Genomic DNA, 26,072 nt, shown 5'->3' on the forward strand with positions numbered 1-26,072 from the left:
ATTTTAATCTGTCTAACTGACGAGGTTCAGGTGAGTAAGATCGCACTTGTTGATGACGACCGTAATATCCTGACATCGGTTTCGATGGCGCTTGAAGAAGAAGGGTATGAGGTCCAGACATATTCCGACGGGTCTGAAGCGCTGCATGCCTTGACCAAGGAAGAGCCCGATCTTGCCGTGCTCGATATCAAGATGCCGCGCATGGATGGCTTGGAGCTTCTGACGCATCTTCGCAAAAAGACCCAGATGCCGGTGATTTTTCTGACATCCAAGGATGACGAGGTCGACGAGCTGACCGGTCTGAGGCTTGGGGCAGATGATTATATCAAAAAGCCGTTCTCTCAGCGTTTGCTGATCGAACGTATCCGGACATTGCTGCGTCGTGCCGAAATCATGCGCGCAGGCGGTGTTCGTCCGAGCGGTTCGGAAGACGTTATTCAGCGTGGTGAACTGGTTCTTGATCCATCACGCCACATGTGCAGCTGGAAAGGCCAGCATGTGAACCTGACAGTGACGGAATTCCTGTTGATTCAGGCGTTGGCAAAGCATCCGGGCCACGTGAAAAACCGTGATCAGCTGATTGATGCGGCATATGGCGAACATATTTATGTTGATGATCGTACCATCGACAGTCACATCAAACGTCTGCGCAAGAAATTCCGCGAGACAGACAAGGAATTCAAAGAAATCGAAACCCTGTATGGCGTTGGTTATCGTTACCGCGACACAGCGACGGTTGCGAGTTGAAGTCCTGAACACTCTTGTCGCAGTGCCGGGCCGATATTGGCCCGGCCAGAATTGCGGGTCTGAATGAGCGATTTACCTGCCTCGGCTGAACAGCAATCCGTGCCGCAACACGAAACCCGTGTTGCGCGGATAGAGGAACGCCACGGGCTTTTTTCCCCGTTAACCTGGCGCATTCTGGCGGTGAACGCGCTGGCTCTTTTTGTGCTGGTCGCGGGTATCCTTTATCTTGGCCGTTACAAGCAGGAATTGATCCATTCCGAACTTGAAGCCATGGCCGTGCAGGCGGAAATGTATGCTGCGGCATTGTCGACGTCTGCCGTCGGTCAGGGTGATGATGCAACCAATCGGGTGAAGCTTGAAGTCGCGCGCGAAATGGTGCGCCGACTTGTCGGGATTACCGGGGCACGGGCACGGCTGTTCGGGGCGAATGGCCAATTGATCGCTGATAGCCGCAATGTCCGGACATTTGGAAGCGGTGCGGTTCAGGCAGAAGAGCTGCCAGCACCGGGTGAAGATGACCAGCTTGCCGAAATCATGCGCAAACTGACCGAGGGGATTCTCTCGCTTTTTGAGGGCGAGCAGCCGCTTCCGCTTTATGTCGATCCCCCGGTCGCAAGTGCCAGTGATTATCCGGAAGTACGTGCCGCCCTTGCCGGATATTCACGCGGCGTGGTCCGGGTGGATAGCCAGGGGCGCCGGGTTTTGTCGGTTTCGGTGCCAGTGCAGCGTTTCAAGCAGGTTCTGGCGTCGATCATGCTGACCAAAAATGGTGATGCGATCGAAAATGCCCTGCATGCGGTTCGGCTTGATATCCTGAAAATCTTTGTTTTTGCGTTTGGTATTACGGTTCTGCTGTCGATTTATCTGGCCGGGGTGATTACGCGCCCGTTAAACCGTTTGGCGCGTGCGGCCGAACGGGTCCGGCGCAGCAAGAACCGTCAGTTTACCATCCCCGATCTTTCGGATCGTCGCGATGAAATCGGCGATCTGTCGACGACGCTTCGCGATATGACCGAAACGCTTTGGGATCGTATGGACGCGATTGAACGTTTTGCCGCCGACGTCGCCCATGAAATCAAGAACCCGCTGACGTCGCTTCGCAGTGCGGTTGAAACCGCGACCCGTCTGAAAGACCCGGAACGCCAGCGCCGTCTGATGGAAATCATTGCCGAAGACGTTCAGCGCCTTGATCGCCTGATCAGCGATATTTCCGATTATTCGCGCATGGATGCCGAATTGTCGCGTGCAGAAACCGAAGAAGTTGATCTGCGTGTTTTGCTGCAAACCCTTTGCGAGCTTTATAACGCCGATGCGGATGGCCCGCCGGTCAAGGTATCGGTGCCTGAAAACCTCATTGTGCCGGCCCTTGAAAGCCGATTGGTGCAGGTGTTCCGCAACCTGATTTCAAACGCGATCACCTTTACCCCCGAAGGCGGGTCGGTGCGGGTGCGTGCATGGCGGGACAAGGATCAGGCGGTGGTCACGGTCGAAGATGATGGACCCGGCATTCCGCCCGGCAAGGAAGAGGCGATTTTCAACCGGTTCTATACCGAACGCCCATCAGGCGAAAAATTTGGTCAGCATTCCGGTCTGGGGCTTTCGATTTCCAAACGCATCGCCGGGGCGCATAACGGCGACCTGACAGCGACAAACCGAATCCTCGATGGCGAGGTCAAGGGCGCGATCTTTACCCTGCGCTTGCCGCTTGAAGAAGGTGCGTAACCCGTCGAATTGCCGGTAATTTCTATCCATGAGGATAGACCTGCATGTTTCACGTTTGACAAGCCGGTATCACCCGCGCATCGTTTTGCCCGCTATGACACAAATCCATGCAAATTGTGTCGCGCTTGGGTCCTATGCGATTTTGTTGCGCGGGCCATCAGGCAGCGGCAAATCCAACCTTTCGCTGCGGCTTGTCCGGGCCGGAGGGCGGCTTGTTTCCGATGACAGGACCGACATTTTGGCGCGCGATGGCAAGCTGATTGCCAGCGCGCCGACACAGATTGCACGATTGTGCGAAGTGCGCGGGATTGGTATCGTCCGCGGGCTTGCCCATCAGGCAGCCGGCGATGTGAGGGTTTTGTTCGATCTGGTGGCCGACCCGGCCGAGGTGGAACGGATGCCCGAGCCCCGTTTTGAAACGTTTTATGGTATTTCGATTCCGTCCTGGAAAATCTGGCCATTCGATATGGCAGTCGACGCCAAGATTGAGGTCGCCTTGTCCTTGGCAACAGGTGAGATGCAGCTCGAAACATGACCGATGCAGACAATGCAATAGGCCCGATAAACACCGATGGCAGCACCGGCGAGAATGGCGAGGATACGCGACTTGTCCTGGTGACCGGGGTTTCCGGTGCCGGACGAACGACGTCGCTGAAAATCTTTGAGGATTTCGGTTTTGACGCGGTCGACAACCTGCCGTTGCGGTTGCTGCCAGCTCTGCTGAGTGGGGGGACCGACCTTGATCAGCCGCTGGCGATTGGCCTTGATATCCGTACGCGCGATTTCGGTGTCGATCAATTTGTCAACATCGTCAGCTCTTTGCGCGAGCAGCCCGGCGTTAACCCGATGGTGGTTTTTGTCGATGCCGAGACAGGCATTTTGCAGCGTCGCTTTACCGAAAGCAGACGGCCCCATCCTTTGACCCATGACCGGCCGCTTGTCGATGCGATTGAACATGAAAAACGCCTGATGGCGCCGATTGCGGCGACGGCGGATATGATTATCGATACCTCGCGACTTAAATCGGCCGAGCTTCGCAAGATCCTTCAGGACCAGTTTGCGATTGGCGAAAAGGATGCGATGGCGATCTTTGTCAAAAGCTTTTCGTTCCGTCAGGGTGTGCCCGGCGAAGCCGACCTTGTTTTTGACGTTCGTTTTCTGCGTAACCCGCATTATGATCCCGAGCTTCGTTTGCTGACCGGGCTTGATGACCGGGTTGGTGTCTATATTGAAACGGATCAGGATTTCGCCGGTTTCATGGATCGGTTAAAAGGCCTTATCGGCCCTGTTCTGCCGCGTTATGCGCAGGAAGGGAAAAGCTATCTGACCATCGCGGTCGGTTGTACGGGCGGTCAGCATCGTTCCGTTTACATCGCGCGCATGCTAAACGACTGGATTGCCGGTCTGGGATATGATGTTCATCTCAGTCATCGTGACAAGCCAGATGAACCGAAACCGGGGGAGTGAATTGATGGAGAAAACGGCATGATCGGGATGGTGCTCGTCACCCATGGCGATCTCGCGAAGGAATTCGTATCGGCCTTGCAGCATGTTGTCGGCGAACAGGAAAATGTCGCTGCCGTCTGCATCGGACCCGACGACGACATGGAACAACGTCGTGCCGACATTCTTGCGAGTGTCGAGGCTGTCGACGATGGCAAGGGTGTTGTGCTGTTGACCGATATGTTCGGCGGCACGCCGTCGAACTTGGCAATTTCCATCATGGAACAGGCCAATGTCGAAGTGATTGCAGGGGTTAATTTACCTTTGTTGATCAAACTGGCATCGGTGCGCATCGATGGCACGCTGGCCGAAACGGTCAATGCAGCACAGGAAGCGGGCCGGAAATATATCAATGTGGCGTCGCGCCTGCTAAGCGGCGAGGAATAAACAACAAAAACAGAAGTTCGGGCGATCGGGGATGGCCCGGATCTTTTGAAAGTTTGCCGACGGGGACTTGAAGTCGGGACTAAGGCGGGACAAATATGGCGCAGACGGAAAAGCGGATCGTAACCATCAGCAATCAACGCGGATTGCACGCGCGGGCGGCCGCAAAATTTGTTAAACTTGCCGGTGAATTCGAATCCCGGATCATGGTTCGCAATCGCGGAACAGAGGTTTCGGGCGTATCGATCATGGGGCTTATGATGCTTGCAGCATCGACTGGCACGGAAATCGAGATCGAAGCATCAGGCCCGGATGCCAAAAAGGCGATTGATGCGCTTAACGAACTTGTTGATGCCAAGTTCCACGAAGAATAAGCCGCAGAATGAATAGGATTTCCGCATAGGCGGGAACGGGAATTTCTGGAAACAACAAGAACGAGTTGGCAGCAAACCAGGCTTGCAAGTTCCACCAAAAGACCAGACCACAATCGATGACCAGTCGCCGTCCGACCGCCGGGTAATTACAGGGCTTGGGGCATCGGGCGGGATTGTAATCGGTCGGGCCTTTGTCATGGACCGGCAATATGTCGATGTCAGTCGCACACGTATCGATGTGGCGGCCATCCCGACCGAAACCGAACGCCTGCACAAAGGCGTTTCGGAAAGTATCGAACAGCTTAAACGCCTCAAATCCCAATCGGCCAATGTCGGCGGTGCCGCATCCGAGGAGCTTGGCTTCCTGCTGGATGCCTACGTTCATATGCTCACCCAGTCGCGCCTTGTGCGCGGGGCCGAAGAACTGATCCAGACGCGCCATATGAATGCGGTACACGCGGTCAGCGAGGTCATCGATGCCATCGCGACCCAGTTTTCCGGTATTGATGATCGTTACATCGCAGCACGCGCGTCCGACATCCGCGAGGTTGGCCTGCGTCTGATGCGGTGCCTGATCGGGGAAACTGACCGGGCATTTGAAACTGCGCCCAAAGGTGCCATTCTGATCGCCGAGGAAGTCAGCCCGGCCGATATGGCGCGCCTTCAACCCGGCCAGATTACAGCGTTTGTCACCGCGCTTGGCGGCGCGGAAGGCCATACCGCAATCATGGCCCGGTCGCTTGGCATTCCTGCGATTTTGGGTGCGGCCGATATCATTCGCGGGGTTTCGGGCGGTGATCTGATCATTGTTGATGGCGGTCGGGGTGAAGTTATCCTGCGTCCGACCGAGGATGATCTGTCCCATTATAGCCAGCGTCGCGAAGACTGGCGGGCGGCACGCGCCAAACTGGCCAGCCTGCGCGATGTCCCGTCGGCGACCCGCGACGGGGTCGAAATTGATCTTCATGCCAATATCGAACTGCCGATTGAACTGTCGGCGGCACTGGAAAATGGTGCGACCGGCATTGGGCTTCTGCGCAGCGAGTTCATGTTCATGAACAAGGACTATCTGCCGGACGAAGACGAACAATATGGGGAACTGGTAGACATTGTGACCCGGATGAATGGCAAGCCGGTCACGATCCGCACCCTTGATATCGGTGGTGAAAAGCTTGCGGTATCATTGCAGGCAGAAATCGGATCAGGCCCGAACCCGGCATTGGGGCTGCGTGGAATCCGGTTGTCATTGCGCAAGCCCGAATTGCTTGAAACACAATTGGCTGCGATCCTGCGCGCATCCCTTCATGGTTCTGTCCGGGTGTTGATACCGATGGTGGTTAGCGTTCATGAAATGAGCCGGGTACGCCAGATTTACCAATCGGTCGCAAAGCGACTGCGCAAGGAAGGTCATGCCATCCCGGATGTTCTGCCGCCATTGGGTGCCATGATTGAAATACCGGCCGCCGCACTTGCGATTGATGCCTTGGCACGTGAAAGCGATTTCTTTGCCATCGGGACTAACGATCTGACGCAATATACGCTGGCGATTGATCGTACCGACGATCAGGTGGCCGGGCTTTATGACCCGTTACATCCATCGGTTTTGCGCCTGATCCGCGACGTGATCAAGACATCGCGGGATCGCGACATCCCGATCAGTGTTTGCGGTGAAATGGCCGGTGATCCGCGATATACGCCGCTTTTCATCGGATTTGGATTACGTAATCTTTCGATGTCATCGGTCAGCCTTTTACCGGTCAAACAACGCCTGCGCCGACTGGATACGCGAAATTCCGAACAGCAGGCAGCCCGTGTGATGGAACAATGGGATTCAGCGCGCATCGCCATGATGCTGGATGATTTCAACGATCTTGCCTGACCGGCGATCATAATACCTAATAAATCAATCGGTTATGAAATGGGCCCATACAGCATGGGCGCTCTGCCTGTGCGCGTATTTTTCCGGCATTGAAAATTCATCGAAGAAAAGACTTGAAATCGATATAAAGAAATCTTTATATGTCTTCTATCGCGTACGGGCAAACCGTCGCACAGGAATTTTCGGGCGTATCTGCAAGATCCATCTGGTCGGCGGTTGCGCTGTTTTTGTTTGATTGGAGACGACATGTCGAACTTTACCGATTGCAAGGTCGCAGACATCTCGCTGGCCGCATGGGGCCGCAAGGAAATCGCGATTGCCGAAACCGAGATGCCGGGCTTGATGGCGCTGCGTGAAGAATATGGCGCGGCCAAGCCGCTTGCCGGCGCGCGCATCGTCGGTTGCCTGCACATGACCATTCAGACTGCGGTTCTGATCGAAACCCTGACCGCACTTGGTGCAGAAGTTCGCTGGTCGTCGTGCAACATCTTCTCGACCCAGGATCAGGCTGCTGCGGCGATTGCGGCAACCGGCGTTCCTGTCTTTGCCTGGAAGGGCGAGACCGAGGAAGAATTCTGGTGGTGCATCGAGCAGACCATCACCGGCCCGAACGGCTGGAAACCGAACCTGATCCTGGATGACGGCGGCGATGTTACCCAGCTGATCCACGACAAATATCCGGAACTTCTTGAAGACATCAAAGGTCTTTCCGAAGAAACCACCACCGGTGTGCACCGCCTGTATGAAATGGCGAAAAAAGGCACGCTCAAGGTTCCGGCGATCAACGTCAATGACTCGGTCACCAAGTCGAAATTCGACAACCTGTATGGCTGCCGCGAAAGCTTGGTTGATGGCATCAAACGTGCAACTGACGTCATGGTTGCCGGTAAAATCGGTGTGGTTGCCGGTTTTGGTGATGTTGGCAAAGGTTCGGCTGCGTCGCTGCGCAGCCAGGGTGCCCGCGTTCTTGTGACCGAAATCGATCCGATCTGCGCGCTGCAGGCCGCGATGGAAGGTTACGAAGTCACCACCATGGAAGACGCTGCACCGGTTGGTGATATCTTTGTCACCACGACGGGCAATATCGACATCATCACGCTCGACCATATGCGTGCGATGAAAGACCGTGCAATCGTTTGCAACATCGGTCACTTCGATTCCGAAATCCAGATCGGTTCGCTGCGTAACTACAAGTGGGACAATGTCAAGCCGCAGGTCGACGAAGTCGAATTCCCGGATGGCAAACGTCTGATCGTTCTGGCCGAAGGCCGTCTGGTCAACCTTGGTTGCGCAACCGGTCATCCGAGCTTCGTGATGTCGGCATCCTTCACCAACCAGGTGCTGGCCCAGATCGAACTTTGGAAAAACCACGCCAACTACGAAAACAAGGTTTATGTCCTGCCGAAACACCTCGACGAGAAAGTTGCAGCCCTGCATCTCGACCGTCTTGGCGTGAAACTGACCAAGCTTTCGAACGAACAGGCCGAATATATCGGCGTGCCGCAGGCTGGCCCGTTCAAGCCGGATCATTACCGCTACTAAGCGCAATCGCGTTTTGCATCAAAGCCGGTCCGTTCATTCGGACCGGCTTTTTTGTGTTTTGCGAAGACGCGTTCGGGTAAGAAAGACAACACCACAACAGGGAAGCAAGCCATGCCCCAGCTTGAAATCGAATATTCCGCCAATTTGCCAATCACCGAACAGCTTCGCGGGTTGGCGATCAGCCTGCATCGTGAAATTGCCAAGGCAGCCGATGCCGATCTGGAAAGTTTCAAGACCCGGTTGTCACCGCTTGAAAATGTCGTGATTGCTGATGGCGGGCCAAAGCATGGCATGGTGCATCTTGATGTGCGGCTGTTGTCGGGGCGCTCTGACGATGTCAAACATGCCGTTGGTGCCATCGCACTTGAAACCGTGCGGGCGCATCTGGAAAATCTGGTCGGGAATTTCGATGTACAGTTTACGGTCGAAGTACACGATCTGGACCGGGCCAATTATCACAAGCATGTGACAAATGCCTGACGGCCCGATCGGGTTGGCAGTTACATCAAAAGTGCTTCATGGATCGGGTGATCGGGGCCGTAACGATCATTCATCAGTTTGATCAGCTCGCGCGAAAACTGCTTGCCTGCATCCAGCAGGGAACGGAGTTCGGTGTCACTGCGATCATTCGGGCCAACTTTTTCAAGCCGTTTGCGGACATCCGGATCGCTGAGTTCGCGCAGAAACCGGTCATAGAGTTCGAGCGCTGGAAGGCTTTTGTCACCAAAAACCGTTTGAACACGTGTGATCGGCGGTAACTGCAAAAGTTCCGATAGCTTCGCCCGTTTACCGATATAATCACGACCTGCGGTTTCTGCGGCTGCGATAATGCCGCCGAAATAAAGCATCTTACGCGAAAAGACGAGTTTAAGACGTCTGGGGGCCCATGCCTTGCTGGCGTCGCCTTCGCGGGTTTTGATTTCGAAATCGACGCTGATGGTGCGGTAATAGCGGATGACGTCATTGACCAGAAAGCGTGCGATGGATTCCCGTGTAACCGTTTCGGTGACATAGTTGGCAATCAGTTCGTCAAAGAAGGCACGTTTGCCGACTTCGTTATAAAGCCATTCACATTCCAGCAGAAACAGCAGGCGGCGTGTGGTGATCGAATTGGTGTCACCATCAAGGCCGATGCGGTTGACCAGTTCCTCGGCCGGGACATAGGATGAAAACGGGCCGTTAACGGCCGCCTTTTTGGTCACCATGGCACCAAGAATTTCGGAAACGTCACGGTGGGGGGCCAGATCACGGTCAACTTCACGACCGATGATGAAGTAATCCAGATCCGATTGTTCTGATGCCTCGTGCCGACCGAACGACCCGGTAACGACAACGCAGAAAGCGCTGCCATGCAGCTGATTGGCGAGTGCGCTTCGCATCTCGTCGAGCCGCTTTGCGGTATAGGCCTGATTGCTGGCGATGGTATCTGGCAACAAGGTTGAAATGATTCCGTTGAATGCGGCAATTAATTCAGTATCGACCTAAAGGTGAAAGATTAAAACCGCGTTTATGGGATAACTGCGGAGTCCCTTGTAAAACCGGACCGGATTTCACAATCCGGCAGAGGCTTGGCACATAATTGCCATTACTTGCCGATAAAACGGCCTTAAAGGCGAATAACCATGTGCCATATGTCGTTTGTCGGGGCCGTTGGCCAAAAGACCTTTTGCATATTTCCCCGATTGGAAATCACCCTGGATTATGGAGAAGTCCGATCAAAAATCTTCATCGCACCCTGCTTGCCGTTCCGCTTCTTGGCCTGATGGCAATGCCTGCCTTTGCCCAGTCCGCCGACATGAAATCGCCCGAGGAGATGAAGGATATGGAACCCGATGCGTTGCGCGACGGGATCGAAAACCGCCATCCATCGGCCTATTACATTCTGGCAGCCAAGCAGTTTAATGCAGGCGAACGTGATGACGCGGTTTTCTGGTTCTATACCGGCCAGTTGCGCTATCGCACGCTTTTGGGCTGCAAACCCGACCTTGCACCGGATCAGGACCCGGCATTGTTTGCGTCCCTGAACGAAACCGTCGGTCGCCCCCTTAATGGATATGCCTTTGGGGATGTGGATGAACTAAGCAGCACGATCGAGGATGTCCTCGAATGGGATGCCGCGCATGCCAATGGCTATGTCGCCAAAGCCGAATGCGAACAGGTCATTACTGCCGAGCGCGCCGGACTGGACGAGTTGCGTGAAATGATCGTCGCCAAGGCAGATGAAATCCGCAAGCAGCGCGAAGAAAACGGGCTGGAAAACCGGTAAATCATTTTACGAAGATTGATAAAAGCCCGGTCCGCGTGCCGGGCTTTGTCTTTGGCTGGATGTGTTGACGGAAAGTTTGGAAACGCGATAGCGTCATGAAATTGTTATCCGGTTCCTGGTGGCAGTTGCCCCACATATCTCTTGAAAGATTACCATGGAAATTTCCAATCTCCCGTTCGGCACGACCGACTGGTCGTCAATCACGCCAACCGAGCATTCCGGCGATACCGGCATGGCATATTGGCGCACACAGCAATTTGGTCCGATCCGGGTGCGGATGGTGACATATACGCCGGGCTATCTTGCCGATCATTGGTGCAAGAAGGGCCATATCCTGCTGTGTCTTGAAGGTGAATTGGTCACCGAACTGGAAGACGGGCGGGTTTTCACCCTTAAACCGGGCATGAGTTATCAGGTGGCTGATAACGCCGAAGCCCATCGTTCTTCAACAGAGCCGGGTGCCACATTGTTTGTCGTTGACTGAACTGACGGTTTTGGGAATTACCCCAGATACACCTGACTTGACGGATAGGAAATGCGCGGCGGAACACGACGGGCAAGGAAGAATCCCAGTGTCAGCGGGCCGACACGGCCAATGAACATGATCAGTTCGATCACGATCCGGCCCAGTGTATCGAGTTCGCCGGTCGTCCCGCGCGAAAGACCGACCGTGCCAAAGGCCGACGTCACTTCAAAGACAAGATCAAGAAAATCACCGTCGTGGGACATGGTGATCAGAAAGATACCGCTCATGACGACAAACATTGAAATCATCGTCAGGGCCAGCACCTTCATCACTTCTTCAAGGCCGATGCTGCGCCCAAAGGCATGCAACTGATTATGGCGTTTGAAAAAGGCGATGGTTGCCAGAACCAGTACGATAAAGGTGGTGACCTTGATCCCGCCGGCTGTTGATGTACTGCCCGCCCCGATCACCATCAGAAGGATGAACATCAATGCGGTGGTGTCGTGAATGGATCCGATATCGACCGTGTTGAACCCGGCAGTGCGGGTTGTCAGGCCTTGAAACCAGCTGATTTGAAGTTTGTCGATCGGGTTGGCAAAAGCCCCGAGCGTGTCGGGATTGTGCCATTCAAGGATGGCAAACATCGTGACAGACCAGACGATCAGAATGGCAGAGCCGGTCAGCATCAATTTGCTGTGCAGGGATAAATGACGCCAGCCGCGATGAATCCACAGATCGGAAATCACGCTGAACCCGATCCCGCCAATCAGAAGCAATGCCGGGATTGTCAGGTTGATCACCGGGTTTGTGGCCCATCGGCTCAGGCTGTCGGGCATAAGGGCAAAGCCCGCATTGTTGAAGGCCGATACCGAATGGAATACCGCAAACCACGTTCCGCGTGCCCAGCCAAAATCGGGGACAAAAACGGTCAGCAACAGGATGCCGCCGATCAATTCACAGAAAAGCACAACGGCAAGGATCGTTTTGACCAGACCCACGAGCTGATGCAGCGATGTCTGGTTCAAATCTTCGCGCAGGAAATTGTGATGACGCAGCCCAATTGGCAAGCCAAGCGCGGATAAAACAAGGGCTGCAAATGTCATCAGACCAAGACCGCCAAGCTGGATCAGGATCAGGATCATGGCTTGCCCGAACAGCGTGAAGCTTGACCCGGTATCAACCACGGCAAGGCCGGTGACGGTGACGGCGGACGTGGCCGTAAACAAGGCGTCGGAAAAGCTGATCGGATGGGTGACCGCAACAGGGAGGACCAAAACAACCGCGCCGATCAGGATCAAGGCCAGATACAGGATGGCGAGCAAAAGCGGCGGTGGTATTCGGATCGGTTTTCCGGTGCGGTTCGGAAAATAAAAGGGCATGGCTCAGATGCCGTCACTGAAGTCGCGCAAATTCTGGCGGCGACCAAGGATCAGGATTTTATCACTGGCTTCCATCGTGACGGTCCCGGTATCACAGCCAATAAATTCCGATCCGCGCAAAATACCCAGACAGCGCAGTTCGTGGGACTTTTCAAGATCAAGCGACTCAATGGTTTTCCCCGCCATGCTTTCCGGGACTTCCAGATTGATGACATGCATGCCGTTACCAAGGCTAAGGTAATCGCGTACGGCGGGGTTATGCAGTTTCTGGGCGATGTGCTGGCCGATTTCCTGTTCGGGTAAAATGACCCGGTCGGGTTCAAGTTTGGTCAGGATGCGATGATGGGTTTTGTTGATCGCCTTTACCCAGACGGTTTTGACCCCCAGCATTTTGACATTCATCGTGCACAGGATATTGGCTTCAAGGTCTTCGCCAATGGCAATCAGGGCGACGTCATATTTGTCGACCCCGGCCTCGCGAAGGGCTTCTTCATCGCGGCCATCGGCGATGATCGCTTCGGACAGGATATCCGACAGGGCGGCGACGGATTTTTCGTTGATGTCTATGCCCAGGACGTGATTGCCACTTCGTGCCAGATCGGTCGCAACCGTGCTGCCAACGGTTCCAAGCCCGATGATGACAAAGGTTCGGTTGCGCTTCTTTTCGGTTTTGGGGGCCATATCGGTTACTCCCTTTGCAATGGATTGCCCGATGCAGCGAAATTCTTACGGCGATTTTACGTCCGATGGACGAGCATATCAGTCAAACAGACTTGCTGCAGCAGCCTGTTGTGCCGGATCGGTCAGATTGCCGACACGTCGCAGGAACGAGTTCTTTTCCTCGTAATAGCGTTTGCCAAGATCGGCAAAGCTTTTGACCTCGGCATTGGTATTGATGTGAAATTCGCGTTTGGGCACTTTGGTTGCGGTTTCATCCATCAGGACCGCGCTGATTTCCGGATCGATAACATCGGCAACACCGTCAAGCTCGATCCGGTTTTTCAGACTGAACAGAAACTTTTTGAAAGCCGGATGGCGCTGCAAAAATGCTTTTTCGGTCAGAAGGAAATCATTGGCGGCAAAGTCGGGTGCATTTTTGACAACGAATTCGCGGCAAAGATGATCGGTGGCAAAACACATCGGGCCGAAAATGAAATTGCGATAGATGTCTTCCTTAAGCTGCCAGAACTTATCAAGGCGTTTCAGGGCATCTTCATCAAGCTTTACCGCCGCCTCAAGCAACAGGCGCGGATGGCAATGGACATAGTTCGGATGCACATAGGTCTTGGTCCGGCTGATGCCTTCGAGTGTGTCGATATTGACCGGACCCGACAGCAGGCTGGCATGCGGGTGGGTCGATTTTTTCGACAGAAGGGCAATGACCTCGTCCGGATCAACACCGTGTTTGACCAGAAGATGATTGACTGACAGATCAAGCTGAACTTCGCCAGTGATGATCTTTTCGGTCAATTGGTGATGGTTCAGGTTGAACCGCCGGGCAAATTCCGGTTCCAGTGTATGCGAAAACGGGCCATGGCCGATATCATGCAAAAGGGCCGCTGCCCCCAGAAGATCGCGATCAGCCTCCGACAGGCCCATCAGACGGCAATATTGCTGCGACAGCAGGGCAACACCGATGGTGTGGTCATATCGGGAATGGCGGATATTGGCCGGGCGACCGTTGGGGTGGAACAGATAATCGATCGCACCCAGAAACGAAATTTCGCGCAGCCGTTCAAACGCGTGTGACGCGATCAGTTTTTTATGCAGCGGACGATCAAAGGCCGATGCGATCTGTGAACGTTTGAAATGATAGTTATATTGTGGCGCATCGCGAAACAGCAATTCCCATTCGGCGATGTCATCGGCGCTGAAATTGGTGTCGAACAGATCGCGCATTTCCGGTCCCGCCGGTTTGGCCGCGGCAGACTCCTTTTGGGGCGCGACCGGTTTGGCGGCCACGCGCGGCGTAAAAAGGTCTAGCTGCGGTTTGGGACTCATTTTTGAAATGACGAGATCGTTATAGCTGTTGTTTCGACAATAGCGCAGACATAGCCCGATTTGGGGTATATGTCATCGCGGATTTTCCTGCGATCACGGGCGTTCGGCCGGGTATCGGGAAAACGTCGTGAAACAGTGGTAAAAGCAAGACGTTTTCACCATAATAATAGCTCATAAACACAAACGGTTAACAACACGTGACACGGGCTACATCCAACCATCAAAGGGGGAAAGAACCAATTGGTTCCCGCAAAGGGGGATCAAACAGGTTTGGTTTGTCCAGACTGTGGCAATGGGGATGCTATGGTCTGACGTCGCTTTTCATCGCAGCCGATCTGCATGCACAGGAAAAATTCCGTGTTGGCAGCGCACCGGAAGCCGCGCCGAACGCAGGCGCTGTATCAGACAGGGCCTCGATTTTAGGCAGTTTCGCCGATTTGAGTGACCGCGATTGGCTGGTTGTTGGTTTGGCGGCAATTGGTGGTGCTGCGATTGCCGGGGGAATCGGGTGGCGATTATCGCTGCGCATGCGCCGCCATCTTGAAGAGGCGGAAGATCACGAATCCGAATTGGCGGATTCGACCGAACAATTTACCCATCTGTTCTATGCCGGGCCGGACCCGGTTTATTATTGGAGCCAGGCCGGCTTTGCCGAGGGGGCAAGCCCGTCGCTGAAACGTGCGTTCCAGCTTGGCAAGGATGGGCGTTTCCCCGATGTGCTTGACCAGTTGCGCGATGATGATGCCAGGGCCCTTAAGGAACGTGTGCGAAACCTGAAATCCACCCACGAGCGGTTTGAGCTTTGGGTAACAGCTGTTGATGAACGCAAGTTCCACGTCACCGGGGCGATGGCACGCAAGGACCGGACTTCGCCGGTTCTGGCCCATGCACTTTGGTTCCGTGATGAAACCCGCCATACCCGTGAACGCGAAAGCCAGTTCGGCGATTTTACCGCGCTCAAACGCGAAGTCAGCGGGTTGCGGCTTTTGATCGACAGTCTTCCGTTTCCGGTGTGGCGGCGCGATGGCGATTTGCGTTTGATTGATTGTAATGCGGCCTATGCGACCGCAGTGGAACTCGACACGGTCAAGGATGCCCTTGCCAGACAGGCGGAACTGGGCGGCGGGGTGATCCCCGATAAGGGCAAGTCATTGGCGGCGTCGGCATTGCGCAACGGCGAAACCATGACACGCGATTATCATATCGTGATCAAGGGCGACCGGAAGCTTCTGCGCATTACCGAATGTCCGTCACAAACGCCCGAAGACCTTGATGGTCTGATCGGATTTGCGATTGATTGCACCGCAATCGAAGAACTGCAATCCGACCTTTCGCGCCATATTCGTGCCCATGCCGAGGTTCTGGAAAACCTTGGAACCGCGATTGCGATTTATGGTGGCGACAAGCGGCTTATCTTCTTTAACACGGCGTTCACCAAACTTTGGGATATGGATGAGGACTGGCTCTGGGCGGAACCGTCGCTTGATGATGTGCTGCGCCGGATGCGCGATGAGCGCAAATTGCCCGAAGTCACCGACTTCACGCAGTTCCGCAATATTGAAAACCAGCGCTTTACCGATCTTCTCAAGCCAGAAGAAGATTTGATGCATCTGCCAAACGGCATGACCTTGCGGCGGTTCATTTCGCCGCATCCGTTTGGCGGACTGATGTTCGCGTTCGAGGATGTCACCGACAAGCTGGTTCTCGAAAGCAGTTACAACACCCTGATCGCGGTTCAGCGCGAGACGCTTGAAAACCTGCATGAAGCGGTAGGCGTGATCAGCGGCGATGGCCGGTTGCGGCTTTACAATCACGGTTTTGCCGATGTCTGGGGCCTCGAAGACAGTTTCCTTTCAGGTGCGCCGCATATCAGCGAAGTGGTCGAAGAAGCCCGTGATTACTGGCACGAGCGCGAAGACTGGGACAAATTCAAAAGCCGGATGGTCGCGCGTATCACCAACCACGAACCCATGAGCGGTCGTATCGAACGTGCCGATAACAGCATCATCGATTTTGCCATTGTACCGCTGCCTGACGGGGCGGTGATGATGTCTTATATCGATGTCACCGACACGATCCGGGTCGAACGGGCGCTTCGCGAACGCAACGAAGCGCTGCGGACCGCCGATCAGATGAAGTCGGACTTCATTTCGACCGTGTCGCGTGAACTGACCCGGCCGCTTGACCATATCAATGGCGAGGCAGACCGCCTTATCCCCCATCTGCAGGGCAATGTCGCGCAGTCGGTTGAAACCATCCGGGCCGAAGCCCAAAGCATGCTGGCACTGGTGGATGACATGCGGGACTTGGCAACGCTGGGATCAGGGCAGGTCGCGCTTGAACTTGATACGGTCGATCCAAGGCGTTTGTTACGCTCCCTTGAAGCGCTGACGCGGGCGCGCCTGGCGGAACTTAACGTTTCGCTACGTCTTTACTGTTCGCGCAATATCGGCTGGATGATTGCCGATGAACGCCGCCTTAAACAGGCGTTGTTCATTCTGGTGACCAACGTCCTGCGTACCGCCCCCGAAGGCAGTGAGGTTTCCGTGGTTGCCCGTCGTCGGGGCGAGGATATCGATATCAGCATTTCACTGTCGGACGAAGCACCGCAACCGATGCTGTTTGAAGGACTGCGCGAGGGAGAATCGCCATCTGCGCGCCGCGCACTTGGCATGGCAATGGTGCGCGCGGTGGTCGAAATCCACGGTGGCAGGGTCAAGGTCAGCCGGGATGGTCATGAAATTTCCTGTATCCTGCCCGCAGGCGAAGAAAGCGATCTGGAATAGGTTTACCGATTGCTAGGTTTGAGAGCATTGATAATGCGCGTTTACAAATACTATCCCGCAAATTGGGGTCGGCAAGCGATACTCAAGCAAAGGCTTAAGGTGACTACCGAAGCTGACATCAATGATCCTTTCGAGTTCAGAGCATCTTGTACGAAAGATCGCTCTTTACGGTTTAGTCTCGATAAATGGAGAAAAGAATTTCTTTCCAATTATGGATTGATTTCTTTCTGTAAGAACAGAAAAAATCCCGTCATTTGGAGCCATTACGCCGATAGCTATCGAGGTATCTGTTTGGGATTTGACTTAGACGATAAATACTTAAATGCTGTTGATTATGTTTCCGAGCGGATCAAAATTTCGAGGCAGGAAATTACGGAGAAAATACGAAGAAACGATCATAAATATCTGTTCTCGAAGATCTTATCGCCGAAGGCCAAGTTCTGGAACTATGAGGATGAGAAAAGGGTATACGTGGACTTGAATAGCGAAAATATAATACGAGAAGATGGAAAGTTTTTTGTGCCATTTGGTAGTGATTATGTCCTCAGAGAGATAATATTAGGCCCCCACTACGAACCGATAGATGACGTGGCGCACAAAGAAGAAATGAAATCTGCTATGTCTCGTCTCAAAAGATGTTCGGTGAAAACGGCTCGTCTGGCCTTCCAAACTTTTGATGTTGCATTTCAAAATGATAAGCGACACCACAAGTCACTCTGACAAAGGGTTTTACATATTCTCGCGGTGCCACTTCTCGGAGTTATACTTGAAGGGCAGGTCGATCAGACCTTGAACGGTACTTCCCTGCCGGCAATGAAGGCATCGATGTTATCGAGTGCCCGGAATCCCATGGCATTCCGGGTTTCGACAGTTGCCGATCCCAGATGGGGCAACAGGAACGTATTGGGCAGATCGCGATAGGTCGGCTCGATATTCGGTTCCCCGGCAAAAACATCAAGTCCGGCGGCGGTCAGTTTGCCCGATTTGAGTGCCGCGATCAGGTCCTTGTCATTGACGACATCACCGCGTGCCGTATTCACAATGATCGCCCCATCTGGCAGCTTGGCGATAAAATTGCGATTGACCATACCGCGTGTTTCCGGTGTTGACGGGCAATGCAGCGACAGGAAATCGCAATGGGGTAACAGGTCATCGATGGATGCATGATAGGTCGCGCCAAACTCCTGATCTTCGGGCAGGCGGCGACGGTTGAAGTAATGGACTTCCATATCAAAACCGCGTGCACGTTTCGCGACGGCCTGTCCGATCCGTCCCATGCCGACAATGCCTAGTCTCTTGCCGGTCACTTGTGTGCCCATCAGATGGGTCGGCCGCCAGCTTGACCAGGTTGCGTTGCGGACTTCGGCCTCGCCCTCGCTGGCGCGGCGTGCAGCGCCCAGAATCAGAAGCCACGCAATATCCGCCGTTGCATCGGTCAGAACCCCGGGGGTATTGCCGATGACGAAACCGTTGGCTTTGGCCGCGGCCAGATCAATATGGTCGGTGCCCACCGAAAAGGTGGCAATGATGCCGACCTTTTGGGGCAGGGCTGCAAAAAAGGCCGCATCAATCGGATCGCCAACCGAAACCAGGGCGGCATTTGCGTCTTTGCACAGGTCAAGAATCTGATCGCGTGACAGCGGATCATCGCCGTCCTGCATGCGCAGATCATAACTTTCGCGTGCGCGTTTTTCGACAGCTTCCGGTAGGCGTCTGGTGATGGCGAGAACCGGTTTCATTCTGATGCATCTCCCTGAATTTTAAGACTTGTTTGTTGATTGTGTCAGAATAGCTGGCCAAGTGCGAGACGAATGCCGATTGTCGTGATGGTCAATGATAGCAGGAAATCGGCTGCAACAATGGCACTTGCCGTGGCAATCGGGACCGCCAGCGTCAGTTTCGCAATATAAACCCCGTAAATCAGCATCGCGATCACGGCAATCAACACAAATCCACCAACGCCAAGCATCGGAAACGCTGCGCCAAGAAGCAGCGCCAGCAGATAAACGCCCATCTGCAAGACGCTTGACCAGTTATAGACGGTGATAAACGCGATATAGCGATTGGCGCGGCCAATCATTGGCGCGACATGCAGCATCAGCATCGGAAAGGCGAACCATTTCATGACATAGGCAATGGTTTCCACCAGCATGTAACGACCAACCGGGAATTCATCGGGAACCGTGTCGAGATCATGCCAGCGCAACAGCGCAAAGGCCGGAAAGACAATCACGGCGGCAAAGAAAGAACGCCAGAACGCTTCGATGGAATAATCAAAGAAAGCAAGGCCTTTGGCGTCACCACGCGCAATGCGCCAGGTTCCGTAAAGTGCGCGCAGGGTTTCAGTCGACATGGTCATGGAGGGTCGTCGTTTCACATAAAATGGGGCTGATAAAGAGGACGAAAATCTTGAACAGGGATACGATCATTTGGCTTAATCACAGCTTATCCCTGTTTGCCCCGTCTTCACAAGACGGGTGCTTGCCCGTCTGTTAACCGGCGCACATTGGTCCCGGAATTCAGGCAGAAGCAGGAAAAAGACATGTCGGACAAACTTGCCGGATATTTGCCGCGCCTGTCATTTCTGCGGGCGACGGAACCCGGTTCGTTAACGCTCGCACGTCTTTGTCTTGAAATGGCAACCGCACTCGATAAATCCGAACGGATGGTAGCCCTTTCCCTGTTTGACGAGGCAGATCAAATCTTTGCCTTCCACCTGCAAACGGCACCGGATGCCGCCCGTGCCGGATTGGCCCATAGCCTTAATAACAGGGCAGCCCTTGAAATCGGTGCAGAACAATGGGCGGATGCAGTTGATGCCGCATGCCAGGCTGTTGAACTTCGTCGTGATCGGCTTGCAAGGTTGCCATCGGGGCAGAGCGAAGCCGCCCGGCTTGATCTTGGATATTCGCAAGGCGCGCTTGTTTTGGCACTGCGGGGGGCCGGGCAGTTCGGGACCGCACGTGAAATATGTGGCGAGGCCTTGGTTAATCTTGCGGTGTTTGCCGGAAAGAAAAACCAGCAGGCGTTTATCCTGCTGGCCAAACTCATTTGTCTTTATACCGAACTGTGCGGCATCACCGGCGAGAAACCCGACCCGGTCCTGCTGCTGCCCCTGGCCAAGGCCTTTTATGACAGCAACCAGACCGGATAAGTGGCCGGTTTTAAAGGTTATCGGGTACTTTTTACCGACCAGCTCAGATTGACTTCCTTGCCTGCCGGGACCTCGATGGTCCAGACAATCAGGTCTGGTTGCGGCTTGGTGTGTTTGTGGTCCTCGCCGGTAACAACCCAGTCGGCCGGAACATTTTCACGGATCGTAACGGTTTCGGTGCGTTCACCGCCATTGGTGATCGACCATTCCATGTTGGCGGTGATTTCATCAGGCAGATTTGGGCGTGCCTTGCGATCAAATGCCGTGACTTTGCGCGTACCGGAAATATTGCTGGCCTGGCCAAGGCGGATGGTTGCCTTGCGTCCGACCGGGGTCAAAGACAGATTGTCTTCACCAAGGAAGCCGGTCACACCGCTTTGGGACTGGCCAAAGACGCGCACGGTTCCTGCGGGCCATGGGCTTTTTTCGTCCGGACCACCATCGTTTTCAATTTCGATTTCAAGGTCAGGCCGGACAAATTCAGACACGTCACTTTGTCCGGCATAGTAAAGATTGGCACTGCCGTTAAAGGTGACCTTGCGGGTTGCAGGCAAGTTTTGTGATGCGATCAACGGCATCATCACGACATCACCATTGCGCATCGAAAGCCCGTCGAACGGACCATAGACATGCAGATTTTCCATGGTTTCGCGATCCGGCGCGCCGCCACCCGGTGCGCTATCTGCCATGGCTGACATCATCATTTCCCCGCGGGCAGCCTTTGCCATCGGGGTGTAGCTGACCCGGTTCGGATCACCAGCGACCAGACGCAACTGGGCATTGTTGATTGCCGAGCCCGTCTGATTGGTAATGCGTGCCATTGCCGAAAGGTTCAGGACATTTTCCACACTGTCATACTGCCCGACATAGGCCGTCTGCCAGGAAACACCGCCGAGAAGGTAAGCAAGCGAGATGTGATCAAGTGCCGCATCCGAGCCAATGGTGGCTTCGATTGCCGGGCTGGTAGCGAAGTTGCCGGGCAGGTCGGAGATGATGATCTGTTCAACAGGAACCTGTTCAATACCATCAAGGGTCCGAACAAGTGCGCCGCCGTCAATCGATAGCAACGTGCCTTCGACCAGTTCGTCATCCTTGCGCCGGATGGAAATGGTTTTGCCAACCTGATCTTGCAACAGGCGATACATGGTCGCTGGGCCATTTGCCGTATTGCGTAACGAATGCCATACAAGATTGGCATCTTTTTGCGCGCCCATCAGGAAGGTCTCGTCCATGATGGTTTGCGGCAAATTTTCGATCCGGAGTGTTTTGACCCCTTTGGGGATCGTCCCGTTTCGTTGCTCGGCAATCATGCCAAGATTTCCGGGGTAAATGGTCAGCTGCATTTTGCTGCGGCTTTCACCGGAAAGCGTGACAGTTTCTTCCGCTTTTTCGTCACCGGATTGGGCGGATGCCGGTTCGATGACGGGACCTGCAAAAAGGGCCGCGCTAAGAAGCGTGGCCATGGCAAAACGGTTGCGCAATTCTGATGACATCTCGAATCCCTTGTGTCGCTTGGTGCGTATTGTTCTTCAACAAGCTTTACGCGAAAAAGTGGCAGGATCAAGGACGTATCAAGATTGCGGAAGGACCGTTATCGCAATTTCGGCCCTTCCGGAACGGTTCGGCATCGACGGGTTATTGACCCAGCGTTTGATGATAGGAATAGGACGCGTCGGGTAGCAGATATTGGTATGCCGCCTGCCTGGATGTATCGATGATGATCGGTGCGCGCAGATTGACCGACATGATGGTATCACCGCCATCTTCCGGTTTATGCAGCGTCACAATCAGCAAAACCGCCCCTTCGTCCTTCTTTATGCCATGGACGGTAAAGGCCTGGGCGAGATGTTCGGCTTTGATGCTGTTGCTTTCCATATTGTAGGGCGCAACGATAAAAGCCAGTTCCTGTTCCGTCAGACTTTGCATGAGGATAAAGGAACCGTTGCTTTCGCCGGGGAAAGAAGCAAGGGCAAAGACGTTGTGATCAGGAAAGCCCTTTAGCCCAGCGGGAAAATAGATGGCTTTGTCCCACAGGAATTCCTTGTCCCCGAACAATGTCCGGATCGTAACAGAAGTCGGCACGCTTTCAGTTCCAGGTGACTGCGGTGTCGTGGAATCCGCCATACCTTCCTCCCGTGTTATGATTGTTTGGCGATCAAGTGGCATCTTGGACCTATTTCACCAGAATTCAAGGCCTTGGCACATCTTGACGGTCGAATTATTCGGTTATATCGACCGGGGTTGAAAATGAACCGTAACCGCCTGGCTGAAACCTTTGACGTGAATTGCATCCTGCTTGGTAAAGCTGCGCATCAGGATGGATGTGGCTGAGGGTGCCTCGGACCGAAGTTTGTCGGCAAAGCTGTCACTGATAATGATGTCGGTATCAAGGGTTCTGGTCGCACGTTCCAGACGGGCTGCCAGATTGACGCTGGCGCCGATAACAGCGGGCGTAACGGCTTCGCCTTCGCCAATATCACCAACAACCGCCGGGCCAAAATTAAGGCCGATACCGATCTGAAGTGGCGTTGTGCTATCTGCTAGATCACCGTTTTGCCAGTCCCGGACATGGCTGACCATGGATTGCGCGGCCGATAACGCGTTTGCCGCCGGACAATTCATATCGTCAAATGCGCCAAAACTGGCCATGACGGCGTCGCCGATATATTTTTCGACAATCCCGCCATAGGCCCCGATTTGTGTCGTCATGATCTGATGAAACTGGTTTAACAGCCGCATCACATCCTGCGGATCGCGTTTTTCGGCATAGCCGGAAAACCCGATGATATCGGCAAACAGGATCACGCATTCCCGTCGTGCGCCAACGCGAACCGGCTCATCGCGATCTGCCAGTTGGTCAGCGAGGGCCGCCGGGAAATATCGTGCCAGATTGCCATGCGCGCGTTCGGCGGCGGCAAACTGATTGATCAGGACGCGTAACCGCGAAACCATCACCGCACAGGCCAGCGTAAACACCACGACAATCACGACCTGCTCGGCCAATGCCGAAATGTCGATAAATTCCGGTAGGGTATAGGTCGTGATGATTTCGTCCTGGGTTGGTGTCCAGTCATCGCCGAAATGCTGCGAAACGATGACACCGGGCCGGGTCATCAGCCAGACAATACTGGTGCTCCATGCGACGAACAGCCAGAACCCGAACCAGATGATAAGGCGCGGTGAAAAGGTCATGATGACCAGTGCCATCATGATCATGGAAAACACAACGCCCCGATCCCGAACGACGAAGCTGTATAGCCATGCCGGATGATCGGCAAATGGGTTCAGCGGGTCTGGAACGACCGACACATAAACGATCAGGGCCGCATCGGCGATTGCCAGAATATAAAGCAACCAGCGCCAGTTGCCGCCGCGAAAGGCGACAAAAAGCTGAACCAGAACACCCGGGATGAACCAGCCCAGAACTTCCAGTAGCGAATACAGCTCACCTGTTGGCGAATCCGGTTTGGAAAACAGCAGCAGGATGAAGGCAAGCATGCATATGCGTAGAAACGCCACAAGGATCAGGCCACGCTTTTCCTCGCGGGCGACCAGTCGATCAAACAGGGAACTGGGAGAAGGATCAGCTTTTGATTGCATCGGCGAGAAGGTTTTTCAGGCCGTCTGTATCGCGGATCACCAAACGCCCGTCACGGCGAGTAATCAGGTCGCGTTTTTCAAGGTCGCGCAGCTTTTTGTTTACCGCTTCGCGTGTCACACCCAGCATAAGGCCCAGTTCCTGTTGCGACAGCGGAAGGGCGATGCGAATGCCTTCCGGGTCGGGGCCACCGTGACGTTCAGCCAGCCACAAAAGGCGCTTGACCAGTCGTCCGGTAAGATCAAGGAAATTGGCGTCTTCCAAAAGGTCGCTGACCCAGCGAAGGCGACGGCACAAAAGAGCCGTGATATGACGGCGGAGCGGTGCCTCGCGGTCAAAGATTTCAAAGAAATCATCACGTGAAATAAACAAAAGCCGTGTCGGGCCGACAGCACGCGCGGTTGCCGTGCGCGGCTCACCATCCAGAAGCGCGATCTCGCCAAATACCGCACCGGGGGCCAACACGTTCAAAACGATTTCCTTGCCGGTGTCTGAAACGGTCGAAATGCGGATTTTACCAGCCTCGACAGCGTATAATCCATCGGCAGGCGCGCCTTTTTCAAACAGCAATTCACCATCGTCCATCCGGCGGACACTTGCCTGATTCGAAAGTTGGGCAAGCAGTTCGGGATCGAGATCCTCGAACAGGAAACTGCCCGCAAGAATGCGCGAGGCAATTTTGGCCAGTTGGGGTGTTGCAGTACCGGTAACGCTGTTCACTGAGTTCACTTTTGAAATGGGCGTCGTTTCGATCATCGAATCGATGCATTGCTGGGCCAAAGTAGCATGAAATACCGGCTGCATCGCAAGTGTTTTACAGCAAATTCCATTGTGACGGCAGGGGGATGGCGAAGGAAGAGCGTCCAAAAAGTTCGAATTGATCCGTCTTTGTCGTGGAAGATGGATGGCGTGATGCCGATATTGATACCGCGACAGGTGCATAACATCAAACAGGCATCGGCGCGGTTAGGATTTGGGAATGTGGGTTTGCTGAACATGTTCTAAATTATATTGATTCTAGAACATTTGACAAAATCTCCTATATTTTTTAAAGTCTCCCTATTCCGATAAGGGCCGATGCAGAACACCATGAATAATATCGGGCCAGCGGGATTGTTTTCATTCGGGAGGAAAAAAATGAAATTCGTTTCCAAAAGCACGCTGCTGGGCGCTGTTTCGCTTGCTGCTGCTTCTTTCGCCGTACCTGCCCAGGCTGCGGACATCACTTTGAATTTTGCCCATGTTGATCCGGCTGAATGGACGACCTCGAAGAAGGGGGCCGCAACACAGGTCTTTAAAAACATTGTCGAAGCTGAATCGGGTGGCCGCATCGAAGTTCAGCTTTTCCCGGCCGGTTCGCTTGGCGGGGAAACCGACCTGCTGCAGAATACCCAGGATGGCACGCTTGCCATGTCGATGATTTCCGGTCCGTTCTCGAAAGTCTGCCCCGAAGCTTCTGTTCTCGACATCCCTTATATGTTCCCGAATGCGAATGTCGCATGGAAGGTTCTGGATGGCGATTTCGGAAAACAGCTTGCCGAGCATTGCCTTGAAAAAACGGGCTTGCGCACCTTGGCCTATGGCGAAACCGGTTTCCGCAACTTCACCAATTCCAAGCGCGCAATTGCCGAGCCGAAAGACATGGAAGGTCTTAAAATCCGTGTCATGACGGTTCCGCTGTTCGTCGAAATGGTCAAGGCACTTGGGGGTGATCCCACCCCGATCCCGTGGCCCGAAGTGCCGACGGCACTGACAACTGGTACGGTCGATGGTCAGGAAAACCCGATCAGCGTGATCTATGCCAACAAGTTCTATGAAATGCAGAAATACCTGACGCTTGACCGTCACGTATATGGAACCGACTTCATCCTGATCAATGAAAGCGTTTATCAGGGCCTGACCGAAGGCGATCAGGCGCTTCTGCGGCGCGCGGCGGGGATTGCATCGAATGTTGGTCGTGCGGTCCAGCAGTTCAACTCGGCCGAAGGTGTCGCGAAACTTGCTGCCGAAGGGATGGAAGTCACAACCCCGACAGCGGAACAACTGAAAGCGTTCCGTGATGTGGCCCAGCCAGCAGTTATCAATTGGCTGTCGGGCGAGATCGGTTCTGAATGGATCGAAAAACTGCAATCTGCTGTCGGTGAGGCTGAAGCCTCTATGTAACCGGCATTGGCAGGCCGGGTGCTCAGACCTCCTTTGAGCCCGGCCTGCCCTTTTTGTTCAGTGATCATCGCATCCGCGACAGGCACCAACAATTGTCGCGGTCATGTT

At 54.2% G+C, this 26,072-nt stretch carries 25 protein-coding genes; 15 read left to right on the top strand and 10 right to left on the bottom strand.

Annotation, left to right across the window (positions count from 1 at the left end; genetic code table 11):
• Positions 1-30: 30 nt before the first annotated feature.
• The 9 genes from ABIE64_RS18135 to ABIE64_RS18175 all read left to right on the top strand — a co-directional run bounded on the left by ABIE64_RS18135 (position 31) and on the right by ABIE64_RS18175 (position 8,631).
• Positions 31-747, top strand: a complete 717-nt coding sequence (locus ABIE64_RS18135) for a response regulator transcription factor (RefSeq protein WP_007088270.1) — start codon at positions 31-33, stop codon at positions 745-747.
• A gap of 63 nt (positions 748-810) precedes the next feature.
• Positions 811-2,469, top strand: coding sequence for a sensor histidine kinase (locus ABIE64_RS18140; RefSeq protein WP_037989362.1), 1,659 nt, complete (start codon positions 811-813; stop codon positions 2,467-2,469).
• A 94-nt stretch (positions 2,470-2,563) separates the two neighbouring features.
• A complete protein-coding gene (locus ABIE64_RS18145; protein WP_181849889.1) occupies positions 2,564-3,004 on the top strand; it encodes an HPr kinase/phosphorylase in 441 nt (146 codons plus the stop codon).
• Positions 3,001-3,936: an RNase adapter RapZ gene (gene rapZ / locus ABIE64_RS18150; RefSeq protein ID WP_354378188.1), complete on the top strand. Its 936-nt coding sequence runs from the start codon at positions 3,001-3,003 to the stop codon at positions 3,934-3,936. The genes ABIE64_RS18145 and rapZ overlap by 4 nt, the downstream gene beginning before the upstream one ends.
• Before the next feature lie 18 nt (positions 3,937-3,954).
• Complete coding sequence (locus ABIE64_RS18155; RefSeq protein WP_037989365.1) at positions 3,955-4,359, top strand: PTS sugar transporter subunit IIA; 405 nt, start codon at positions 3,955-3,957, stop codon at positions 4,357-4,359.
• A 95-nt stretch (positions 4,360-4,454) separates the two neighbouring features.
• A complete protein-coding gene (locus tag ABIE64_RS18160) occupies positions 4,455-4,730 on the top strand; it encodes an HPr family phosphocarrier protein (protein ID WP_007088265.1) in 276 nt (91 codons plus the stop codon).
• 82 nt (positions 4,731-4,812) lie between these two features.
• Positions 4,813-6,609 (top strand): phosphoenolpyruvate--protein phosphotransferase, encoded by a 1,797-nt coding sequence (gene ptsP / locus ABIE64_RS18165; RefSeq protein WP_354378189.1) that lies wholly within the window; start codon positions 4,813-4,815, stop codon positions 6,607-6,609.
• A gap of 246 nt (positions 6,610-6,855) precedes the next feature.
• On the top strand, positions 6,856-8,151 hold the full coding sequence (ahcY, locus tag ABIE64_RS18170; protein WP_007088263.1) for an adenosylhomocysteinase: 1,296 nt from the start codon (positions 6,856-6,858) through the stop codon (positions 8,149-8,151).
• Positions 8,152-8,262: 111 nt separating this feature from the next.
• Positions 8,263-8,631, top strand: a complete 369-nt coding sequence (locus tag ABIE64_RS18175) for a 5-carboxymethyl-2-hydroxymuconate Delta-isomerase (RefSeq protein ID WP_007088262.1) — start codon at positions 8,263-8,265, stop codon at positions 8,629-8,631.
• Between the two features lie 20 nt (positions 8,632-8,651).
• Here the strand turns inward: ABIE64_RS18175 and ABIE64_RS18180 are convergent, their stop codons facing one another.
• A complete protein-coding gene (locus ABIE64_RS18180) occupies positions 8,652-9,584 on the bottom strand; it encodes a DUF294 nucleotidyltransferase-like domain-containing protein (RefSeq protein ID WP_223304954.1) in 933 nt (310 codons plus the stop codon).
• A gap of 335 nt (positions 9,585-9,919) precedes the next feature.
• Between ABIE64_RS18180 and ABIE64_RS18185 the strand changes: the two genes are divergently transcribed.
• Both ABIE64_RS18185 and ABIE64_RS18190 read left to right on the top strand, forming a co-directional pair.
• Positions 9,920-10,417, top strand: coding sequence for a hypothetical protein (locus tag ABIE64_RS18185; RefSeq protein ID WP_139189994.1), 498 nt, complete (start codon positions 9,920-9,922; stop codon positions 10,415-10,417).
• A gap of 154 nt (positions 10,418-10,571) precedes the next feature.
• Positions 10,572-10,901, top strand: a complete 330-nt coding sequence (locus ABIE64_RS18190; protein WP_007088259.1) for a DHCW motif cupin fold protein — start codon at positions 10,572-10,574, stop codon at positions 10,899-10,901.
• Between the two features lie 17 nt (positions 10,902-10,918).
• Here the strand turns inward: ABIE64_RS18190 and ABIE64_RS18195 are convergent, their stop codons facing one another.
• The 3 genes from ABIE64_RS18195 to ABIE64_RS18205 all read right to left on the bottom strand — a co-directional run bounded on the left by ABIE64_RS18195 (position 10,919) and on the right by ABIE64_RS18205 (position 14,263).
• A complete protein-coding gene (locus ABIE64_RS18195; RefSeq protein ID WP_114094084.1) occupies positions 10,919-12,262 on the bottom strand; it encodes a TrkH family potassium uptake protein in 1,344 nt (447 codons plus the stop codon).
• A gap of 3 nt (positions 12,263-12,265) precedes the next feature.
• Entirely contained in the window at positions 12,266-12,943 is a 678-nt protein-coding gene (locus ABIE64_RS18200) for a potassium channel family protein (protein ID WP_007088257.1), read from the bottom strand.
• Between the two features lie 78 nt (positions 12,944-13,021).
• On the bottom strand, positions 13,022-14,263 hold the full coding sequence (locus tag ABIE64_RS18205; RefSeq protein WP_037989370.1) for an HD domain-containing protein: 1,242 nt from the start codon (positions 14,261-14,263) through the stop codon (positions 13,022-13,024).
• Positions 14,264-14,538: 275 nt separating this feature from the next.
• On the opposite strand from ABIE64_RS18205, the gene ABIE64_RS18210 reads away from it, so the two are divergent.
• Both ABIE64_RS18210 and ABIE64_RS18215 read left to right on the top strand, forming a co-directional pair.
• Entirely contained in the window at positions 14,539-17,049 is a 2,511-nt protein-coding gene (locus ABIE64_RS18210; RefSeq protein ID WP_354378190.1) for a PAS domain-containing sensor histidine kinase, read from the top strand.
• 33 nt (positions 17,050-17,082) lie between these two features.
• Positions 17,083-17,769 carry a DUF2971 domain-containing protein gene (locus ABIE64_RS18215; RefSeq protein ID WP_354378191.1) on the top strand — a complete coding sequence of 229 codons (687 nt, stop codon included), beginning with the start codon at positions 17,083-17,085 and terminating at the stop codon, positions 17,767-17,769.
• 62 nt (positions 17,770-17,831) lie between these two features.
• Here the strand turns inward: ABIE64_RS18215 and ABIE64_RS18220 are convergent, their stop codons facing one another.
• Both ABIE64_RS18220 and ABIE64_RS18225 read right to left on the bottom strand, forming a co-directional pair.
• On the bottom strand, positions 17,832-18,788 hold the full coding sequence (locus tag ABIE64_RS18220; protein ID WP_007088254.1) for a 2-hydroxyacid dehydrogenase: 957 nt from the start codon (positions 18,786-18,788) through the stop codon (positions 17,832-17,834).
• 44 nt (positions 18,789-18,832) lie between these two features.
• The gene (locus ABIE64_RS18225; protein WP_085646085.1) at positions 18,833-19,408 is read right to left on the bottom strand and encodes a hypothetical protein; all 576 of its coding nucleotides are present in this window, start codon (positions 19,406-19,408) and stop codon (positions 18,833-18,835) included.
• Positions 19,409-19,591: 183 nt separating this feature from the next.
• Here ABIE64_RS18225 and ABIE64_RS18230 point away from each other — a divergent pair, with 183 nt between their 5' ends.
• Entirely contained in the window at positions 19,592-20,203 is a 612-nt protein-coding gene (locus ABIE64_RS18230; RefSeq protein ID WP_354378192.1) for a hypothetical protein, read from the top strand.
• A 17-nt stretch (positions 20,204-20,220) separates the two neighbouring features.
• Here ABIE64_RS18230 and ABIE64_RS18235 read toward each other — a convergent pair whose 3' ends face one another.
• The 4 genes from ABIE64_RS18235 to ABIE64_RS18250 form a co-directional block, all read right to left on the bottom strand.
• The gene (locus ABIE64_RS18235; protein WP_354378193.1) at positions 20,221-21,696 is read right to left on the bottom strand and encodes a DUF4139 domain-containing protein; all 1,476 of its coding nucleotides are present in this window, start codon (positions 21,694-21,696) and stop codon (positions 20,221-20,223) included.
• A 142-nt stretch (positions 21,697-21,838) separates the two neighbouring features.
• A complete protein-coding gene (gene fliW / locus ABIE64_RS18240; RefSeq protein WP_063092136.1) occupies positions 21,839-22,327 on the bottom strand; it encodes a flagellar assembly protein FliW in 489 nt (162 codons plus the stop codon).
• A gap of 102 nt (positions 22,328-22,429) precedes the next feature.
• Positions 22,430-23,803 (bottom strand): adenylate/guanylate cyclase domain-containing protein, encoded by a 1,374-nt coding sequence (locus ABIE64_RS18245; protein WP_354378194.1) that lies wholly within the window; start codon positions 23,801-23,803, stop codon positions 22,430-22,432.
• Positions 23,787-24,521 (bottom strand): Crp/Fnr family transcriptional regulator, encoded by a 735-nt coding sequence (locus ABIE64_RS18250; protein WP_110252833.1) that lies wholly within the window; start codon positions 24,519-24,521, stop codon positions 23,787-23,789. The genes ABIE64_RS18245 and ABIE64_RS18250 overlap by 17 nt, the downstream gene beginning before the upstream one ends.
• A gap of 417 nt (positions 24,522-24,938) precedes the next feature.
• On the opposite strand from ABIE64_RS18250, the gene ABIE64_RS18255 reads away from it, so the two are divergent.
• Positions 24,939-25,964 (top strand): DctP family TRAP transporter solute-binding subunit, encoded by a 1,026-nt coding sequence (locus tag ABIE64_RS18255; protein ID WP_007088248.1) that lies wholly within the window; start codon positions 24,939-24,941, stop codon positions 25,962-25,964.
• Positions 25,965-26,072 lie beyond the last annotated feature (108 nt).

Origin of the sequence: Thalassospira sp. MBR-102, assembly GCF_040549275.1 — a bacterium.
Classification (GTDB): domain Bacteria; phylum Pseudomonadota; class Alphaproteobacteria; order Rhodospirillales; family Thalassospiraceae; genus Thalassospira; species Thalassospira xiamenensis.

What these genes read in the sequence shown, in the direction of transcription:
- ABIE64_RS18140 (WP_037989362.1), top strand. Translation starts at nt 811, where the DNA reads ATGAGCGATTTACCTGCCTCGGCTGAACAGCAATCCGTGCCGCAACAC.
- ABIE64_RS18145 (WP_181849889.1), top strand. Translation starts at nt 2,564, where the DNA reads ATGACACAAATCCATGCAAATTGTGTCGCGCTTGGGTCCTATGCGATT.
- rapZ (WP_354378188.1), top strand. Translation starts at nt 3,001, where the DNA reads ATGACCGATGCAGACAATGCAATAGGCCCGATAAACACCGATGGCAGC.
- ABIE64_RS18155 (WP_037989365.1), top strand. Translation starts at nt 3,955, where the DNA reads ATGATCGGGATGGTGCTCGTCACCCATGGCGATCTCGCGAAGGAATTC.
- ABIE64_RS18160 (WP_007088265.1), top strand. Translation starts at nt 4,455, where the DNA reads ATGGCGCAGACGGAAAAGCGGATCGTAACCATCAGCAATCAACGCGGA.
- ahcY (WP_007088263.1), top strand. Translation starts at nt 6,856, where the DNA reads ATGTCGAACTTTACCGATTGCAAGGTCGCAGACATCTCGCTGGCCGCA.
- ABIE64_RS18175 (WP_007088262.1), top strand. Translation starts at nt 8,263, where the DNA reads ATGCCCCAGCTTGAAATCGAATATTCCGCCAATTTGCCAATCACCGAA.
- ABIE64_RS18185 (WP_139189994.1), top strand. Translation starts at nt 9,920, where the DNA reads ATGCCTGCCTTTGCCCAGTCCGCCGACATGAAATCGCCCGAGGAGATG.
- ABIE64_RS18190 (WP_007088259.1), top strand. Translation starts at nt 10,572, where the DNA reads ATGGAAATTTCCAATCTCCCGTTCGGCACGACCGACTGGTCGTCAATC.
- ABIE64_RS18195 (WP_114094084.1), bottom strand. Translation starts at nt 12,262, where the DNA reads ATGCCCTTTTATTTTCCGAACCGCACCGGAAAACCGATCCGAATACCA.
- ABIE64_RS18200 (WP_007088257.1), bottom strand. Translation starts at nt 12,943, where the DNA reads ATGGCCCCCAAAACCGAAAAGAAGCGCAACCGAACCTTTGTCATCATC.
- ABIE64_RS18205 (WP_037989370.1), bottom strand. Translation starts at nt 14,263, where the DNA reads ATGAGTCCCAAACCGCAGCTAGACCTTTTTACGCCGCGCGTGGCCGCC.
- ABIE64_RS18215 (WP_354378191.1), top strand. Translation starts at nt 17,083, where the DNA reads ATGCGCGTTTACAAATACTATCCCGCAAATTGGGGTCGGCAAGCGATA.
- ABIE64_RS18220 (WP_007088254.1), bottom strand. Translation starts at nt 18,788, where the DNA reads ATGAAACCGGTTCTCGCCATCACCAGACGCCTACCGGAAGCTGTCGAA.
- ABIE64_RS18225 (WP_085646085.1), bottom strand. Translation starts at nt 19,408, where the DNA reads ATGACCATGTCGACTGAAACCCTGCGCGCACTTTACGGAACCTGGCGC.
- ABIE64_RS18230 (WP_354378192.1), top strand. Translation starts at nt 19,592, where the DNA reads ATGTCGGACAAACTTGCCGGATATTTGCCGCGCCTGTCATTTCTGCGG.
- ABIE64_RS18235 (WP_354378193.1), bottom strand. Translation starts at nt 21,696, where the DNA reads ATGTCATCAGAATTGCGCAACCGTTTTGCCATGGCCACGCTTCTTAGC.
- fliW (WP_063092136.1), bottom strand. Translation starts at nt 22,327, where the DNA reads ATGGCGGATTCCACGACACCGCAGTCACCTGGAACTGAAAGCGTGCCG.
- ABIE64_RS18245 (WP_354378194.1), bottom strand. Translation starts at nt 23,803, where the DNA reads ATGCAATCAAAAGCTGATCCTTCTCCCAGTTCCCTGTTTGATCGACTG.
- ABIE64_RS18255 (WP_007088248.1), top strand. Translation starts at nt 24,939, where the DNA reads ATGAAATTCGTTTCCAAAAGCACGCTGCTGGGCGCTGTTTCGCTTGCT.